The organism is Bacillota bacterium (assembly GCA_030019365.1).
In the GTDB taxonomy this organism is placed as follows: Bacteria; Bacillota; Sulfobacillia; order JACIYH01; family JACIYH01; genus JACIYH01.
The window spans coordinates 532,529-549,404 of the sequence record JASEFA010000001.1 but is presented as its reverse complement, the minus strand read 5'-3'; the positions used below and the strand labels follow the sequence as shown (position 1 = coordinate 549,404).

Here is a 16,876-nt window from a genome sequence, read left to right as displayed (position 1 = left end):
GGGCTTCATACCGGCAACGATTAGCGGCGCCTGGCTTCGAGCCGGGACCGCGCCCCTAGCTTTCGAGGCGGCAGCGGGCCTCGTAGTAGCAGGCTCCCTCTCCGTCCTCGGAGACGGTGGCAGGCACCCGGGCGTTGATGCCGATGATACCGGGCACCCTGCCTCCCTGGTCGATGACCACCACCCCCGGTTTCATTTCCGGGTCTGGCACGAGGCGTACGCGCAGCCGTCCCAGGGGCGTGACGAGAAGGGCTTCCGTCTTTCCCCCGGGGAGGTGGGAGGGGTGGACCCGGGCCCCCGGGAGCGGACCGTCGCCGGCGCCGTCGTCAGCGGTGCCACAAACGTGGTCGGGGGATCGGGCGTGGGCATGGGAGTTTATGCGGTCGGGGGATTTGGGGGTTATGAGGTGCAGGGGATAATGGCCGGTGTCGCCCTCCCCCTCCCACCGGCGTCTGAGGTCCAGATAGCGCCGGAGGTCCTCGGGGCCCGGGAAGTGAAAGCGGCCGTCGGCGGTGGGGAACGCCCCCCTGGCGAAGGGCAAGTGCGGGTAAACCTGGCCCAGGTGACCCCCACCGTCCGCCACGATTGCTCCTCCCTGCTGCCGGAGGGATTCCAGGGTGACGCCGTAGCGTTGCAAGGGGGCCAGCGCCCGGCGCAGCCAGCCTTCCGGTCCGCCTTCCGCCAGGTATTCCCCCTCGCAACCCAGGCGGCGGGCGAGATCCGCGTAGATTTCGGGCTCCGGCCGGCATGCCGGTGGGGGTGGCACCAGGGCTGGCATGTGACCCACGCAGGGCGTGCCATAGGACCCGCGTACGTTCTCGAACTCGAGAAAGGACGCGGCGGGCAACACCAGGTCACATAGCTGGGCGGTTTCGCTCATGCGCACCTCCACCGCCACCTTGAACTCCACCCCGGCCAGGGCACGGGCGGTGGCACCCGAGTCGGGGGCCTGCTTGACGATGTTACTGGCCTGGAACCAGGCCACCCGGTAGGGAGGTCCGGCCAGCAGGTCGGCGGCCAGAGCCGGCTTCCGCACCGTGCGGTTCCCGGACGCTATGCCGCGCAACGGGGGCGGGTTGGCCCAGTCCAGCTGGAAGGGCGTGAGGCTGGCGGTGAAGAACGAAACGCCGCCCCCCGGGATTCCGTACTGCCCGGTGAGGGCGCCCAGCGCAGCCACGAAGGAGGCCGCAGTGGGGCCCCAGCGGTAGTGCTGCATCCCCATCCCCAACCAGATGGATGCCGGCTTCAGCGAGAGCAGGCCGCCCAGTTGCCGGACTTCTTCGGCTTCGAGGCCACAGGCCTGCGCCGCTTCTTCCACGGTGAGGGAGGATACCAGGCGCATGAACTCGTCTGCGCCGCGGGTATGGGAGTCCAGGAAGTGCTCGTCGAGGAGGCCCAGGTCGCAGAGCGCACGGCTTAGACCGAGAGCCAGGTACACGTCGGTGCCGGGCCGGATGCACAGGAAGAGGTCAGCCCTGCGGGCGGTGGCCGAAGGATATACGTCCACCACCGCCAACTGCGCCCCGCGACGGCGGGCTTCCTGCACGAAGCGCCAGAAGTGAGTGTTGGTGGCGGCCGGATTCCGTCCCCACAGGACAATGGCCCGGCTGTTCAGCACGTCCCCCGGCGGGTGAGAGAGGCAGGCGCCCGTCGTGCGTACCAGGCCCTTTTCTCCCGCGATGTCGCAGAGGCTGCCCGTGGTGACGGTCGCACCCAGCAGGCGAAACAGCCTCTGACCGGAGAAGCGCAGGATGCCGCAGTTGGCGTTGCCCAGGTCAAAGAGGATGCGCTCCGGCCCGGATCGAGCGGCCTCCTCCAGCTTGCGCGCGCACAGGTCCAGGGCGTCGTCCCAGGAAACTTCCCGCCAGTTGCTGCCGTCGCGCAGGAGGGGGTTTCTCAGGCGGGCGTCTGAGCGCAGGAAGGCCGGATAGCGGGCCAGCTTCCCGCAGATGGTCCCCCTGGAGAAGGGGTGCTCGGGGTCCCCGCGCAGGATTACCTCCCGGTACGTGGTGACGTCCCCGTCCAGGGGCACCGCCCCGCCGCCTCCGACCTCCGCCAGGGCCCCGCACGCGTCCCAGCAATCAAACGGACAGGTCGTCTTCCTCATCTGGCGCTCGTCCCCCTCCTGTTGCACCCCACGCTGGTTCAGTATAGCACATGCAGGGGAAACGTTTCCGGCCGCCGTGGCGTCCCTAGAAGGGGGTGCACCAGGTGTGGTCGCATGGCTGGGTAAGCTGGCCTGGCAGGGGGAGGGACGGCTCTGCCTTGCCCCGCCCCGCGGCGGTGCCCCGGTCGACGAGGTGACGGCATGGCAGGGGTAAGCGTGGTCACAGGCGCCTTCGGTTATACCGGTCGACACATCGCCCGGCATCTGCTCGATGCAGGCGAGCAGGTGGTGACGCTCACCGGTCACCCCGAACGGCCCAATCCCTTCGGGGACCGGCTGAAGGTGTTTCCTCTCGATTTCGGGCACCCCCAACGGCTGGTGGAAGCCATGGGCGGGGCGAGCACTCTGTACAACACTTACTGGATTCGTTTCGAGCGCGGCCCGGCCACCTTCGAGAGAACTGTGGCGAACAGCCGCACCCTATTCGCCACGGCGCGGGAGGCCGGGGTCAGGCGGGTGGTGCACATCAGCATCACCAATCCGTCGCAGGACTCGCCCCTTCCATACTTCCGCGGCAAGGCGCTGGTGGAACAGGCCCTGGTTGGGTCAGGGTTATCGTACGCCATCATCCGTCCCACCGTCGTCTTCGGCGAGGGCGACATCCTGATCAACAACATAGCCTGGCTAACGAGGAAGTTCCCCGTGTTTCCCCTGTTCGGGAGGGGGGACTACCGCCTGCAACCCGTATTCGTGGGAGACGTGGCCGAAATGGCTGTGCGGGCGGGGGGAAGCACCGCGGATACGGTGGTGGATGCAGCCGGCCCGGAAACCTTCACGTTCGAGGAGCTCGTGCGACTGGTGGCGCGGGCGGTGGGCAGCCGGGCCCGCCTAGTGCATCTGCCGCCTGCTGCTGGGTTTGTCCTGGGGAGTGTGGTCGGGTTGATGGTAGGCGACGTTCTCCTCACCCGTGACGAAATCTGCGGCCTCATGATGAACCTGCTGGTGTCGGACGGGCCGCCCGCCGGGCGGGTGCAGTTCACAGACTGGCTGGCGCAGCACGCCAGGCGGGTGGGTTTGCGGTATGCGTCCGAAGTGGCCCGCCACTACCGCTGAGGGGGTGACAGTGGTGCTAGGCAGTGGGTGGGCGGACAGCTCTCGGTTGACGGTTTATGCGATCCCTGGCTCAGGGGGTATGATGGCCCAGGCCGCGAGATAAGCCAGCGGGGCCAAGGGTCCGAACACGAAATATGGAAAGAGCCCAGCACAGGCGAGCGACGGTCACGTCCACGCTCAAATACTGGGCCATTCCTGCTGCGACCCCGCCCAACCATCGGTTCTCACGCGCTCTATACAGCTTTTTCATATCCACACCGTTCCTTGCTACGCGTTTTCCAGCACGATTGTATCCCTTCGCGCTACAGTACGGCAACCGCCCGGAGTACGGGCACCCGAGTGCGGCCGCCGGACAACGGGCAGCCTGACTGCGCGGGACCTAACTGTGGCTGGGGCAGTCTGCGGCTGGGGCGTGTGAGCGGCTGGGGCGTGTGAGCGGCTGGGGCGTTGACAGGGGGCCGGAGGCGGTGCTAAGATGGGGCGGAATCCTGAGTGATTCACTCGGGATTGCCCGGCGGGACCTGCTGTGGAAGCGGCTGCGGGAGAGCTTGCGGCGACGGGGCCGGGAGCCTGCCGGAAAGCCTGCGGGAGTGCTGGGAGGGCATGAAGCTTTCCACGAAAGGGAGATACGGGGTCAAGGCCATGTACGAGCTGGCGCGCACGGGTCGCGCCGGACCGCTACCCCTGCACGTGATCGCCCGCAGGCAGGGACTCTCCCAGCATTATCTCGAGCAACTGGTGGGCCCACTGCGGGAAGCGGGCCTGGTGCGCAGCGTACGGGGTGCTCAGGGGGGCTATGAGCTGGCACGCCCGCCCGAGGAGATTACCGTCGGTGACGTGGTGCGCATCCTGGAGGGCCCCATCGCCGTCACCGACTGCACCGTACCGGGCACCGGCATCGAGCAGTGCGGTCGCGCCGAGGGCTGTGTGGCGCGTGGCGTTTGGGAGCGTGTTTCCGAGAGCATTGCCCGGGTACTGGATTCCATCACCCTGGCCGACCTCTGCCGGGAGGCGGGCGAGCCTGCGGGGGATGCTGCGGGTGAGGCCGCCGGTGAGCGCGACGGGGAAGGGCGGGGCGGCTGCCCGGCCCGCGGGGCGTCAGAGAGGGTGGCCAGGGAGCGGGACGGGCCCGGTACAAACCGGCGGAGGAGGAAAGGGGAGGTCAGATGAGGCGCGTTTACCTGGATCATGCTGCCACCACACCCGTCCACCCGGAAGTGGTGGAAGTAATGAGACATTACATGCTGCAGGATTGGGGCAACCCATCCAGCATTCATTCCTTCGGGCGGGAGGCCCGCGCCGGCGTGGATGAGGCCCGCGCCAGGGTGGCTGCCCTCATCGGGGCCGACCCTGAAGAAATTGTCTTCACGGGCGGGGGCACGGAGGCGGACAACCTGGCCATCAAGGGTACGGCCTGGGAGTTGCGCAACAAGGGGGATCATATCATCACCTCGGCCGCGGAGCACCACGCCGTTCTGCACGCGGTGGAATGGCTGGAGAAGCAGGGGTTCCGCGCCACCTACCTCCCCGTGGACCAATACGGCATGGTGGACCCCAGGGACGTGGAGAGGGCCATCACCCCTTCGACCGTCCTGGTTTCCATCATGGCTGCCAATAACGAAGTGGGCACCGTGCAGCCGGTGGCCGAGATCGCGCGTATCTGCCAGGAGAAGGGGGTGCGCTTCCACACCGACGCCGTGCAGGCAGTGGGGCAGATCCCCGTCGACGTCCATGCCCGGGGTGTGGACTTGCTCTCGCTGTCGGCCCACAAGATTTACGGTCCCAAGGGGGTGGGGGCCCTGTACGTGCGCAGGGGTGTGCGCCTGACGCCCCTTCTGCACGGGGGTGCCCATGAGCGAAAGCGCCGGGCGGGCACGGAGGGGGTGCCGGGCATGGTGGGGCTGGGCAAGGCCGCCGAGCTGGCACGGCTGCACTTTGACGAGCGGGTGGAGCACTACCGGCGGGTGCGGGATCTCCTGTGGGAGCGCATCCAGGAGCGGGTGCCCGAGGTGCGGTTGAACGGGCACCCCTCGGAGAGGTTGCCCAACAACCTCAACGTCAGCGTGCTGTATGTGGAAGGGGAGTCCATGCTCCTGAACCTGGACATGAAGGGGATCGCCGCCTCCTCCGGGTCGGCGTGCACGTCGGGGTCGCTGGAGCCGTCGCACGTGCTCCTGGCCATGGGGATTCCCCACGAGGTGGCCCACGGCTCGCTGCGCATGACGGTGGGCACCGCCACCACGGAAGAGGACACCGCCTACGTGGCCGAGTCCCTGGGGGAGATCGTGGCGCGGCTGCGAGCCATGTCGCCTCTGTGGAATGCCCGCGTGCGGTAAGCCAGGGTGGGCATTCTGCAAGGTGAGTCCATTGGGGGGATCAGAGTGTACAGTCAGAAAGTGATGGAGCACTTCACCAAGCCACGCAATGTGGGAGAAATCGCCGACCCGGACGGCGTGGGCACGGTGGGCAACCCCGTGTGTGGCGACCTGATGAAGATCACCATCCGGGTGAAGGATAATCGTATAGAGGACATCAGGTTCCTCACCTTCGGGTGCGGGGCCGCCATCGCCACCTCGAGCATGGTGACGGAACTGGTGAAGGGCAAGACCCTGGAGGAGGCCATGCAGGTCACCAACCGGGCGGTGGCGGAGGCGCTTGATGGGCTGCCCCCCATCAAGATGCACTGCTCCAACCTGGCGGCCGACGCCCTGCACGAGGCCATCAAGGACTACCTGTCCCGCGGCAACGGGCAGAAGGCAGGCGGCGCGACGGAGTCCGATGGTGGGCATGCCCAAGACGAAGCCGACGGGCACGCGCACGACGAAGACGCGCCCGGAGGTCGGGAGGTCGATGAGCGGGGTGGAGCGGCCCGCTGACGGCAAGCGGGTACTCGCGGCCATGAGCGGCGGCGTCGACAGTTCGGTCGCCGCCGCTTTGCTGGTGGAGGCCGGCTTCTCCGTGGTGGGCATCACCATGAAGCTGCCCGGAGACGAGACCGGCGGAGAAGGGGTGTGCTGCTCCCTGGAAGCGGCCGAGGGTGCGCGTCAGGTGGCGGCCCGCCTGGGGATACCGCACTATGCCGTCGACCTGCGCGACGATTTCGAGCGGCTCGTCGTGGGTCCCTTCATCGCGGATTACATGCGGGGGCGCACGCCCAACCCGTGCGTGTTGTGCAACCGGGTGATCAAGCTGGGGGTCCTCTGGGATCGTGCCCGGGCCCTGGAATGCGACTTCGTGGCCACGGGCCACTACGCCCGTGTCCTCTGCGCCACCGGCCACGGTGGGGCAGCCGGGACCGCCGCCCGAACGGGGGCGCGCGCCACCCCCCCAGAGGGCCGCGGGCCGGGCGAAGAGTCGCGGCGGGGGCGGTACCTCCTGTGGCGGGCGCGCGATCGCCGGAAGGACCAGTCCTACGTGCTCTATCGCCTGGGCCAGCAAGAACTCGGGCGGCTGCTGCTGCCGCTCGGGCACCTGACGAAGGCGCGTGTGCGGGAGATGGCGCGCAGGCGCGGATTCCCCACCGCGGGGCGGCCCGAGAGCCAGGAGATCTGCTTCATTCCCGGGGGGGATTACCGGGAGTTCCTGCGAGAGCGGCTGGGCGACCGGGTTTTCGCCGCCGGTCCCATCGTCAGCAGGGAAGGAGAGGTGCTGGGAGAGCATCCCGGTTTGGCCTTCTTCACCGTAGGGCAGCGACGGGGCCTGGGCATCCGGCGGCCGGGGCCCTGGTACGTGGTGGAAATCCGGCCCGAGGAGAACGCGCTAGTGGTGGGCCGGCAGACGGATCTGCTGGGGTGTGCCCTGGAGGCCGAGGAGGCCCGTTTCATCCCCTTTGATTGGCCGCCCGGGCCCCTGCAGGTGGAGGCCCAGGTCAGGTACCGCGGCCCTGCCCTTCCCGCAGTGGTGACATCTCTCGGCGAGGGGCGGGTCCGCGTGGATTTCCGGGAGCCGCAGCGAGCCATCGCACCCGGCCAGGCCGTGGTGTTCTACCAGGGGGATCTCGTGGTCGGCGGCGCCACCATCGCCTGCACCCTCGGGGACTGATCGGCGACCGCCTCCGGCAGCGCGGGCGGTGGCGCGGGCCGGGGTGCAAGCGCACGACCCCTTTCCAAGAATGAAACTTTGTTCAGCACGGGATACTGATTGGTGAGGGTACGTCCCTCAAATGCTTTTGGGGAGGACGGACTGTGGACGTCGTTTGCCCCGTCTGCGGTGGCAGGGCCACCGGGAGGGTGGGCAGCGGGCAATACTACTGCTGGGACTGCTGCGTGGAGTTCTCCGCCGGCCGCCGGGGCCTGCAGGTCTACCGGGTGGAGGAGGACGGTACCCTTGTGCACCTCCGGCCGGAGGAAGTGCGGGAACTCACCGGTGTCCGGCGGTCAGGAGATCACCCGCGGGTTTCCTGAGCCTGCCGGTGGCCTCAGGCAGCGGGTGGGGCAAAGGAAGTGATGGTCGTGGGCAGTTTTTGGCGAGGTCTGCTGGCCGGATCCGTGCTGGGCATCGCAGCCGCGCTGTTCATGAGTCCGGAGACGCGCGCCACTTCGCGGCGCCGCCTCATCGACGTCGCCAGCGAAAACGCCCGGCGGGGCGCGCGGCGCGCGTGGAGAGGCATCAGGTCGCGTATCGTGCGCATGGTGGTGAGGTAAGAGGGCGCCGGAGGGCTCATCGGTACGTTACCGCCGGGGCACCGCGCGCGCCCGGGGACTCCTCGAGCGGCCTTTTGCCTGCGGCTGCGAAGTCGCGCACCGGGCATCTTCCTGCGACTGGAGGGTCCCGGGTCGGGCGGCTGCGCGACGCCAGAAGGGTGCTGGCCCTGGTGGGGTTCGGGCTGGCGACGGTGACCTTCCTCTACCTGGTAAGGCGCACATTGCCCCCATTCCTGGGGGCCCTGGCGCTGGTATACCTGCTCAACCCAGCCGTGACGTGGCTGCAAAGGAGGGGTTTGGGCCGCACCGCTGCCATAGCCGCTGTGTATGCGGGAGGGGTGGCAGCAACGGCGGGCTTCCTCCTCGTATACCTGCCCCGGTTGCTCGCGGAAATGGGGGTGGCCGCCTCGCAACTGCCGTTCTATGCCGAGCGCTTGAGCAGGTGGGGTTCCGATTTACAGGGGCACCTCGCCGCTCCCTGGTTGCCGGCGGCGATCCGGGCGGCGGTGAACGAGGTCCTCCTGGCGGCGCAGGGGGCGATGGTAAGTGACGCCCGCGAGATGGCACGTGGCGTGGTGGGTGCTGCCCCCGTGCTGGCCAGCCTGCTCCTGTCACCTTTCCTGGCCTACTTTCTCCTCCGCGATCTGGAGGCCATCAAGGCCTGGCTGTTCTGCCTGGTCCCCTGGCACCTCACGGAGAAGGGCTGGCGGGTGGTGGCGGAAGTGGACCGTGCCGTGGGCGGCTTCTTCCGGGGTCAGGTAGTCGTGGCCGGCCTGGTGGGAGTCCTGGTAGCGGCGGCCATGTTCCTCCTGGGTATGCCCTTCCCCCTGCTTCTGGGTCTGGTGGCGGGGGTGAGCGACCTCATCCCTTACTTTGGCCCCGTCCTGGGTGGGCTTCCGGCGGGATTGCTGGCTCTCACGAGAGGGCCGGTCATGGTGCTGAAGGTGGTGCTGGCGCTGGTACTTATCCAGCAACTGGAGGCCGGCTTCCTGTCCCCCCGTATGGTGGGCCAGCGGACCGGCCTCCATCCCGTGGTGGTGGCGGGCGCCGTCCTCTCGGGGGGCTATCTGGGCGGACTCACAGGGATGATTCTGGCCGTGCCCGTGGCAGGAGCGTTGCGACCACTGCTGTCCCTTGCCTACCAGCGCTGGGTCGACAATCCGCGGCCCTGACTTCCCCGGCGGGAGAGTGGCCGCCCGTTGGTGCGGGGGCGGACACCGCGCGTCCGTGAGACCCCCCATGATGGGGTCGAGCCGCGGACCCGTCGCGTGTGCGGACAGCGTTGGGCGCGGGGCGGGGGATCGTGGTGACAGGGGTCAAGGCGCATGATATTATCTTGCTGGTGAACGGCTGTTGGGCAGGATCATGGCGCTGGACGTGGGGAGCAAGACGATAGGGGTGGCGGTATCCGATCCGCTGGGCTGGACGGGTCAGGGCGTGGGGGTCATCCGCCGGCGGAATCGGGAAAAGGACCTGGGGGAGGTATTGCGACTGGTCCGGGAGTGGGATGTGAGCGAGGTGGTGGTCGGCCTGCCTCTGTCCCTGGACGGCAGCCGCGGTTCCCAGGCGGAGCGCGCGGAGGCATTCGCCCGCCGGCTGGCTGCCGTCATCGGGCTGCCCGTGCACCTGGAGGACGAGCGGCTCACCACCTGTCAGGCGGAGCGACTGCTGGTGGGTGCCGACCTCAGCCGGCGGCGGCGCCGGCAGGTCATCGACAAGACGGCCGCCGCTCTTATCCTGCAATCCTACCTCGACCGCCGGCGGGCGCGAGAGCCGGATGCCGGCCGCCCCCATCGGCTGGTGCCGGGCCAGGAGCTAGTGGAAGAGGGCGACCAGCAGGGGAGCGACGAAGATGGCCGGGAGCAGGTTCGCCACCCGGATGCGTTTGAGTTCGAGGAGCCCCAGGCCGATGGCGAAGATTAGCAGTCCCCCGGTGGCGGTCATCTCCGCCACCATGGCTGGGGTGAGGATGGCCTGGGCCCAGGCGGCCGCCAGGGTAATACCTCCCTGGTAGACCAGGACCACCAGGGCGGAGAATGTCACCCCCATGCCCAGGGACGAGGCGAAGGCCAGGGCGGCGAAGCCGTCCAGCATGGCCTTGATGGCCAGGGTACTGTAGTCGCCGGTGAGGCCGTCCTGGAGGGACCCCATGATGGTCATGGGGCCCACGCAGAACACCAGGGACGCGGTGACGAAGCCGCGCGCAAACCGCCCGCCCGTGGCCGTCCCTGAGCCGGGCGACACGCGGGCTTCCAGCCGCCCGGCCAGGCGGTTGAGCGCGGCTTCGATATCCAGCAATTCCCCCGCGATGCCGCCGAGCAGGAGGCTACCCAGCAGCAGCAGGACGTTGGAGGTCTCGAAGGCCATCTTCAACCCGATAAGGATCGTGGTCAGCCCCAGGGCGTCCATGACCGTGCTGCGCACCCGGGTGGGGAGGCGGTTGCCCAGCAGTGTGCCCAGGGTGCCTCCTGCGATTACAGTAGCCGCGTTGATGAGCGTTCCTGTCACCGCTTCCATTCCTCCAGAAAGAACGCGTTCTCTGGTAAGGCCGGGGCCTGTGGGCGCGGCGTACAGCACCTCGCCGCCGCTGTGGCTGGCGGCGCCGGTACCGGTACGCTCAGTCGACAGCGTGCGGTGCCGGGGCGGGCGTGCCCGCGTGGCGGCGGTCGATTGCCCGCACCAGGGCCAGGCTGTACCGGGCCACCCGCCGCAGGGTTTCCGGTTCGATGTTCTCCGCGGTGTCGCTGGGCCAGTGGTAGTTCTTGATGAGGCCGCGCTCGCCCAGGGTGAACAGGGCCAGGGCCCGCAGCCCGCGCATCAGCGCGGGGGTGGCATCGGTGTAACCGAGGCCGAACCTGGTGCCCCGGATCCCCCAATCTGGATAGGCCCCGGCCACCTCGGCCGCCAGGGCCACCAGGTCCGGGGCCATGGGCAGGTAACCCATGATGCCCTCGCCCGTCAGGTAGCGGATGTGCCCGGCGCCCACCGAGTCGAACACCAGGATGTCGGCACCCCGCAACTCGCCCAGGTGAGCCCGCACGAAGCGATCCATGCCCGCCGCGTATCCCACTTCCTCGCAGCCGGTTACCGCGCACCAGAGCTCGGTGTGCTCAAGCGGCTCGGCCGCCACCGCCTCGCCCACCCAGAGGGCGGCCGCCACCCCGGAGGCGTTGTCGTTGGCGCCGGGGATGTAATTGCAGAAGAGTTCGCGGTGCAGGAGGACGTAGCCCCCGTAAAGGGCGACGGCCGCCAGGGGCAACGTGAGCAGACGCCAGCACAGGGGGCCCGGCGGTACTCGCAGGGCGGTGAGCAGGCCGAAGAGCAGCAGGCCGCCGGCGGTGACCATGTTCAGGATGTGGTTGAGCCGGAAGAGGTGGAGCCGGGCGGGGTGGTAGAAGAGGGCGGAACGCGTGCTATCCACATGGGCCGCCAGCACCACCCGGTGACGCGCCTCGCCGCGCGGCTTCACCACGCCCAGGATGTTCTGGCTGGGCCGTCCCGGAAAGAGCCGGCCCACCTCAAAGGAGCCCCGCGCCAGTCCCACGAAGGTGGCGAACCCGGCCGCCGCCGCGGCCACCGCCGCCCACGGCCACAACCAGACCAGGGTGGCGCTGGCCACCAGGAGCACGGCCACCAGTCCCCAGGGCCAGCTGAGGGTGGGGCACGAGGAGAAGGGTTCTACCGTGACGGCGTGGGCCCAGCGCTCCATTTCGCGGCGCGCGTACCCCGCGCCCCGGCGCTCTCCCTCCGTGGTGGCTCCCCGCGGCCCGATCTTCGCTGCCAGTTCCTGAACATGCTCCACCGGGTCCCGCATCCCCACTCCCCCCGTCGTGCTGCTTTTCCGCCATTGTATCCTGCAGCGGCCCCCGCGGCCAACCCCCCCCGCCCTGCGAGACGAGCGGAATCGCGGACCTGTTGTAGCTCGTCAGCGCTATGCGGTCTGGTTGACAGGAGTTTGCGCGTCCCGTACAATCAGGGACAAAGCGATGACGGGGCCGAGTAGGCCGCCCTGCCGCCCAGAGAGGAAGCCCATGGCTGCGAGGTTTCCCGGGTAAGCGGTCGAACGCCTCCCCCGAGCTCCGGTGCCGAAAGTCCTACCGGCGACGCGTGGGACAGGGGACGAGTAGGCGCCGGCGGTGGTCGCCGTTAGGCGCAGGGGTGCCGGCCGAGGGCAGGCGCGCGAGCCAGCGTGAGCGTGTTTGCCGGTCGAGCACGCCGAGGCCGCCGCGGCGACGCGGCGGTGAACAGGGTGGTACCGCGAACGATCCCTCGCCCCTGCGGGCGGGGGATCATCTTTTGCTGCCGCCGGGTTGGCGGTCGCTCCTGCCGCCGCGACGACGCGCTCACCGGTGGGCGAGAGAACGTTGCGGCAGGCGACGCGGCGGCGAGGAGCAGCCCGAGGCGGGCGGTCGAGGTGAGGAGGAGAATCACGATGACGGGAACGGTGACGGGAAAGGAATTGAGACGGAAGTTCCTGGAGTTCTTCGCCGAGCGGGATCACCTGGTGCTGGACAGCGCCCCGCTGGTCCCCAGGGACGATCCCACCCTGCTGTGGATCAACGCCGGGGTCGCGCCGCTCAAGCCCTACTTCGCGGGCAAGGCGGAGCCGCCGCGCCACCGGCTGGCCTCCAGTCAGCTCTCCCTGCGTACCAGCGACATCGAGAATGTGGGGCACACGCCGCGGCACCACACCCTGTTCGAGATGCTGGGGAACTTCTCTATCGGGGACTACTTCAAGCGCGAGGCCATCGTGTGGGGATGGGAGTATCTGACGGGCGTGCTCGGGCTGCCAGCGGAGGACCTGTGGGCGAGCGTCCATCCCACCGACGACGAGGCACGCCAGATCTGGATGCGCGACGTGGGCCTGCCCCCGGAGAAGGTGGTGGACGACGAGACCAACTTCTGGGACATCGGGCCCGGGCCGTGCGGGCCCTGTTCGGAGATCTACATCGATCGCGGTCCCGCCTTCGGCTGCGGATCGCCCGATTGCCGCCCCGGGTGCGAGTGTTCCCGCTACCTGGAACTGTGGAACCTGGTGTTCAGCCAGTTCAACCACCTGGAGAGCGGCGAGCACGTTCCCCTGCCGCGCAAGAACATCGACACGGGGATGGGCCTGGAGCGCATCGCCTCGGTGATGCAGGGGGTCGACTCCAACTTTGAGTGTGACCTCCTCTTCCCCCTGGTGAGTGAAGCTGCCCGCCTTTCCGGTAAGCGGTACGGGGCGCGGGAGGCGGACGACGTTGCCATGCGGGTGATCGCCGACCACCTGCGGGCCATCACCTTCGCGGTGGCCGAGGGGGTGCTTCCCTCCAACGAGGGCAGGGGATACGTGATCAGGCGGCTTCTGCGCCGGGCAGTGCGCTACGGGGAGTCCCTGGGCATCGGGGAGGCCTTCCTGCACCGGCTGGTGCCCGTGGCGGTGGACATCATGGGTGACCCCTACACCCACCTGCGGGCGGCCGCCCCTCAGGTGGCCGGGGTCATGCGGGCCGAGGAGGAGCGTTTCCGTCAGACCCTGGCGGAGGGGACGGAGCGTGCCCTGGAGCTGGTGGCGGCGGCCCGAGAGAAGGGCCTTGACCGCCTCCCCGGGCGTGATGCCTTCCTGCTGTATGACACCTACGGGTTCCCGCTCGACCTCACCGCGGACATTGCTGCCGAGCAGGGCCTTGGCCTGGACCGGGAAGGATTCGAGCAGGCCATGGAGGGGCAGCGGGAGAGGGCCCGGGCGGCGCGGGCGGTGGAGGGCTGGGACATCGGCTCGCCCCTTGACATGCTTCTCGCCCAGTACCCCGAAACCGATTTCGTAGGCTACGACCGGTTGGACGACGAAGCGGTGGTTCTCGCACTGCTCCCGGCGGGCGGGGGCCCCCACGACGGGGGCCCCACCGGGGTGGGCGAGGACGCCCCCCACGAGGGTGCCGGCCGTCAGGTGCCCGGGGAGGCCGGCACCGGGGTGCCTTCCGGGGAGGACAGGTTGCACGGTGAGGTGCGGGCGGGGGGACGGGCCCGTGTGTTGGTGGACCGCACCCCCTTTTACGCCGAGGCGGGGGGGCAGGTGTCCGACGCGGGGGAAATCACCCACGGCGCCCTGTCAGCACGCGTACTGGACGCGCAGCGGACGCCGGGTGGGCGTATCCTCCACCTGGTGGAGGTGGACCGCGGTACCCTGCGGGTGGGGGACCGGGTGAGGGCACGGGTGGACGGCGACCGCCGCCTGGACATTGCCCGCCACCACACCGCCACCCACCTCCTGCACCGCGCCCTGCGGGAGGTGCTGGGGAGTCACGCCACCCAGGCGGGGTCGCTGGTGGCGCCGGACCGGCTGCGCTTCGACTTTGTGCACTACCAGGCACCCTCGCCGTCGGAGTTGCGCCAGGTGGAGGACCTGGTGAACGAGCAGATAATGGCCGACCTGCCCGTGGAGGCGCTGTATACCTCGCGGGATGAGGCCACGCGCATGGGGGCCGTGGCCCTCTTCGGGGAGAAGTACGGGGAGGTCGTGCGGGTGGTGCGGATGGGGGAATTCAGCCTGGAACTGTGCGGCGGCACCCACCTCCGCACCACCGGGCAGGTGGGTATGTTTCGCCTGACCTCATCCTCGGCGGTAGCGGCCGGGGTGCGGCGGGTGGAGGCGGTGGCGGGGCGGGTGGCCCTGGCCTGGGTCCGTCGCCAGGAGGAGCTGCTCGCGCAGGCGGCGGAGCCCCTCGGAGTCGCACCCCAGGAACTTCCCGCCCGGGTGGCCGAGCTCCGGGAAGAGCTGGCCGCGGCTGGGCGGCGGCTGGAGTCGCTGCAGGCTTCCCTGCTGGGCCGGGAGGCCAGGTTGCTGGCCGCCACCGCCACCGAGGTGGAGGGGATCAAGGTGGTGGCCGCCCGCTGTCCGCTGCCCGACCGGGGGGCCATGCGCACGCTGGGGGACGCCGTAAGAGACAGCCTGGGGTCGGGAGTGGTGGTGCTGGCGGCCGAGCAGGGAGGCCGCGCCCACCTGCTGGCCATGGTGTCCCCCGACCTGGTGGGGCGCGGGCTCCACGCCGACCGGCTGATCAAGGCCCTGGCACCCCTGGTGGGCGGGGGCGGCGGGGGGAAACCACACATGGCCGAGGCCGGCGGGCGCGACCCGGCCGGCATCGGGGACGCCCTGGCCCGCGTCGCTGCCGAGGTGCGGTCCCAGCGCAAATCACGGCGCGGCGAAGGAGGAATCCTGACACCGACGTCGTATATGGCTTAGTCAAAAGCAGCAAACGTCGTCGCAGGAAGGATACCTAGGGTTCCGCATCCGGCATCGGGCCCGGGTGGTCAGCGACCGAGCGGTATCGGCCCGGAAAGAGGGGCCAGGAGGCGCCTTCCCGGGTACACCGTGGGTACAAAAGACCCGAGCGGCAGGTTCCTGGTCGGAAGGAGACTTGCCTCTTCGGGTCTTTTTGTATTGGGGGGCCTGCCAGCGATTCAGGAGGGGTGTCTGGTGGAAAGACGTGTGCTCATCTTTGATACCACGCTGCGCGATGGCGAGCAGTCGCCGGGTGTGAGCCTGACCCCGGCGGAGAAGCTGGAGATCGCCCGCCAACTGGCCCGCCTGCGGGTGGACGTGATCGAGGCCGGCTTCCCGGTAGCCTCCCCGGGGGACTTCGAGGCGGTGACCGCCATCGCCCGGGAGGTCAGGGGTCCCGTCATCTGCGCCCTGGCCCGCGCCAACCCGGTGGACATCGACCGGGCGGCCGCGGCCCTGGCGGGGGCGGAACGCAAGCGGATTCATACGTTCATTGCCTCGTCGGATGTGCACATGAAGTACAAGCTGCGCAAGGAGCCCCGCGAGGTGCTGGAGGCGGCGGTGGCGGCGGTGAAGAGGGCCCGCCAGTACACGGAGGACGTGGAGTTCTCGGCCGAAGACGCCACCCGGAGCCGCCCCGAGTTCCTGTGCACCCTCTTCCGTGCTGCCATTGACGCGGGGGCCACCACCATCAACGTGCCCGACACGGTGGGGTACACCACCCCCCGGGAGTTCGCGGAGTTGATCCGCTTCCTGCGCGAGAACGTGCCCGGCATCGACGGCGTGGTCATATCGGTCCACTGCCACGACGACCTGGGCCTGGCGGTGGCCAATTCGCTGGCCGCGGTGGAGGCGGGCGCGGGCCAGGTGGAGTGCGCCGTGAACGGCATCGGGGAGCGGGCCGGGAACGCCTCGCTGGAAGAGGTGGTTATGGCGCTCAAGGTGAGGCAGGATGCCCTGGGGGCCTCGCCCGCGATCGCCACCGAGCAGATCTACCGGACCAGCCGCCTGGTGGCCACCCTCACGGGGATGCCGGTCCCGCCCAACAAGGCGGTGGTGGGCGCCAACGCCTTCGCCCACGAGTCGGGCATCCACCAGGACGGGGTTCTGAAGGAAAGGACTACTTACGAAATCATCCGGCCCGAGGACGTGGGCGTCCCCGCTGGCCGCCTGGTGCTGGGGAAGCACTCCGGTCGCCACGCCTTCCGGGAGCGCCTGCTGGCCCTGGGGTACCAGTTGCGGGAGGAGGACGTGGAGAAGGCGTTCGCCCGCTTCAAGGAGATGGCCGACCGCAAGAAGGACATCTCCGACCGCGACCTGGAGGCCCTGGTGGAAAACGAGGTGCTCAAGGAACCGGAAGTGTGGAGCCTCGATTGCTTTCAGGTGTCTACGGGGAACCGCTCCCTCCCCACGGCCACCGTTTCCCTGGTGAAGAACGGCCAGGTGGTGCAGGAGGCCGCCTGCGGGGACGGCCCCGTCGATGCCCTGCTGCGGGCGGTCGAGCGGGCGGTGGGAGCCGACTTCCACCTGCTGGAGTTCTCGCTGAAAGCGGTAACCGGGGGCAAGGACGCCCTGGGTGAGGCGGCCGTGCGCGTGGAGCGCGACGGGGCCGTCTACTCCGGCCGCGGTGTGAGCACCGACGTGCTGGAGGCCAGCGTGCGCGCCTACCTGCAAGCGGTGAACCGCTGGCTGAGCGGGATGCCCGTGGGACGGCAGGTGGCCGCGGCGGGGGTGGACTGATGGCGAGGC

The 16,876-nt window shown here is 69.3% G+C and carries 13 protein-coding genes and 2 pseudogenes; 11 read left to right on the top strand and 4 right to left on the bottom strand.

The genetic code is table 11. The annotated features are described in order from the left end of the window. Window positions 1-55: 55 nt before the first annotated feature. Complete coding sequence (locus QME70_02610) at window positions 56-2,107, bottom strand: molybdopterin-dependent oxidoreductase (GenBank protein ID MDI6893501.1); 2,052 nt, start codon at window positions 2,105-2,107, stop codon at window positions 56-58. Window positions 2,108-2,308: 201 nt separating this feature from the next. Between QME70_02610 and QME70_02605 the strand changes: the two genes are divergently transcribed. Then, window positions 2,309-3,220 (top strand): NAD(P)H-binding protein, encoded by a 912-nt coding sequence (locus tag QME70_02605; GenBank protein ID MDI6893500.1) that lies wholly within the window; start codon window positions 2,309-2,311, stop codon window positions 3,218-3,220. Between the two features lie 70 nt (window positions 3,221-3,290). On the opposite strand, the gene QME70_02600 is transcribed toward QME70_02605, so the two are convergent. Then, on the bottom strand, window positions 3,291-3,413 hold the full coding sequence (locus QME70_02600) for a hypothetical protein (protein MDI6893499.1): 123 nt from the start codon (window positions 3,411-3,413) through the stop codon (window positions 3,291-3,293). A 410-nt stretch (window positions 3,414-3,823) separates the two neighbouring features. On the opposite strand from QME70_02600, the pseudogene QME70_02595 reads away from it, so the two are divergent. The 8 genes and pseudogenes from QME70_02595 (at window position 3,824) to ruvX (ending at window position 9,624) form a co-directional block, all read left to right on the top strand. After that, a pseudogene (locus tag QME70_02595) lies at window positions 3,824-4,234 on the top strand (Rrf2 family transcriptional regulator). A gap of 152 nt (window positions 4,235-4,386) precedes the next feature. Then, window positions 4,387-5,556, top strand: a complete 1,170-nt coding sequence (gene nifS / locus QME70_02590) for a cysteine desulfurase NifS (GenBank protein MDI6893498.1) — start codon at window positions 4,387-4,389, stop codon at window positions 5,554-5,556. Window positions 5,557-5,601: 45 nt separating this feature from the next. Continuing rightward, entirely contained in the window at window positions 5,602-6,096 is a 495-nt protein-coding gene (gene nifU / locus QME70_02585; GenBank protein ID MDI6893497.1) for a Fe-S cluster assembly scaffold protein NifU, read from the top strand. Continuing rightward, entirely contained in the window at window positions 6,071-7,261 is a 1,191-nt protein-coding gene (gene mnmA, locus QME70_02580) for a tRNA 2-thiouridine(34) synthase MnmA (protein MDI6893496.1), read from the top strand. Before nifU ends, mnmA begins: the two co-directional genes overlap by 26 nt. Before the next feature lie 143 nt (window positions 7,262-7,404). Then, window positions 7,405-7,623, top strand: coding sequence for a hypothetical protein (locus tag QME70_02575; protein MDI6893495.1), 219 nt, complete (start codon window positions 7,405-7,407; stop codon window positions 7,621-7,623). Window positions 7,624-7,671: 48 nt separating this feature from the next. Then, a complete protein-coding gene (locus QME70_02570; protein ID MDI6893494.1) occupies window positions 7,672-7,863 on the top strand; it encodes a YtxH domain-containing protein in 192 nt (63 codons plus the stop codon). A 170-nt stretch (window positions 7,864-8,033) separates the two neighbouring features. Continuing rightward, window positions 8,034-9,035, top strand: a complete 1,002-nt coding sequence (locus QME70_02565) for an AI-2E family transporter (protein ID MDI6893493.1) — start codon at window positions 8,034-8,036, stop codon at window positions 9,033-9,035. A 193-nt stretch (window positions 9,036-9,228) separates the two neighbouring features. After that, window positions 9,229-9,624 (top strand): annotated as a pseudogene (gene ruvX, locus QME70_02560) (Holliday junction resolvase RuvX). A gap of 54 nt (window positions 9,625-9,678) precedes the next feature. Here the strand turns inward: ruvX and QME70_02555 are convergent. Together QME70_02555 and QME70_02550 are read right to left on the bottom strand one after the other, a co-directional pair. After that, complete coding sequence (locus tag QME70_02555; protein ID MDI6893492.1) at window positions 9,679-10,371, bottom strand: DUF554 domain-containing protein; 693 nt, start codon at window positions 10,369-10,371, stop codon at window positions 9,679-9,681. A 109-nt stretch (window positions 10,372-10,480) separates the two neighbouring features. Then, the gene (locus tag QME70_02550) at window positions 10,481-11,677 is read right to left on the bottom strand and encodes a M28 family peptidase (protein MDI6893491.1); all 1,197 of its coding nucleotides are present in this window, start codon (window positions 11,675-11,677) and stop codon (window positions 10,481-10,483) included. 618 nt (window positions 11,678-12,295) lie between these two features. On the opposite strand from QME70_02550, the gene alaS reads away from it, so the two are divergent. Together alaS and QME70_02540 are read left to right on the top strand one after the other, a co-directional pair. Further along, window positions 12,296-15,088, top strand: a complete 2,793-nt coding sequence (gene alaS, locus QME70_02545; GenBank protein ID MDI6893490.1) for an alanine--tRNA ligase — start codon at window positions 12,296-12,298, stop codon at window positions 15,086-15,088. Window positions 15,089-15,322: 234 nt separating this feature from the next. Further along, complete coding sequence (locus QME70_02540; GenBank protein MDI6893489.1) at window positions 15,323-16,867, top strand: 2-isopropylmalate synthase; 1,545 nt, start codon at window positions 15,323-15,325, stop codon at window positions 16,865-16,867. Window positions 16,868-16,876: the final 9 nt, after the last annotated feature.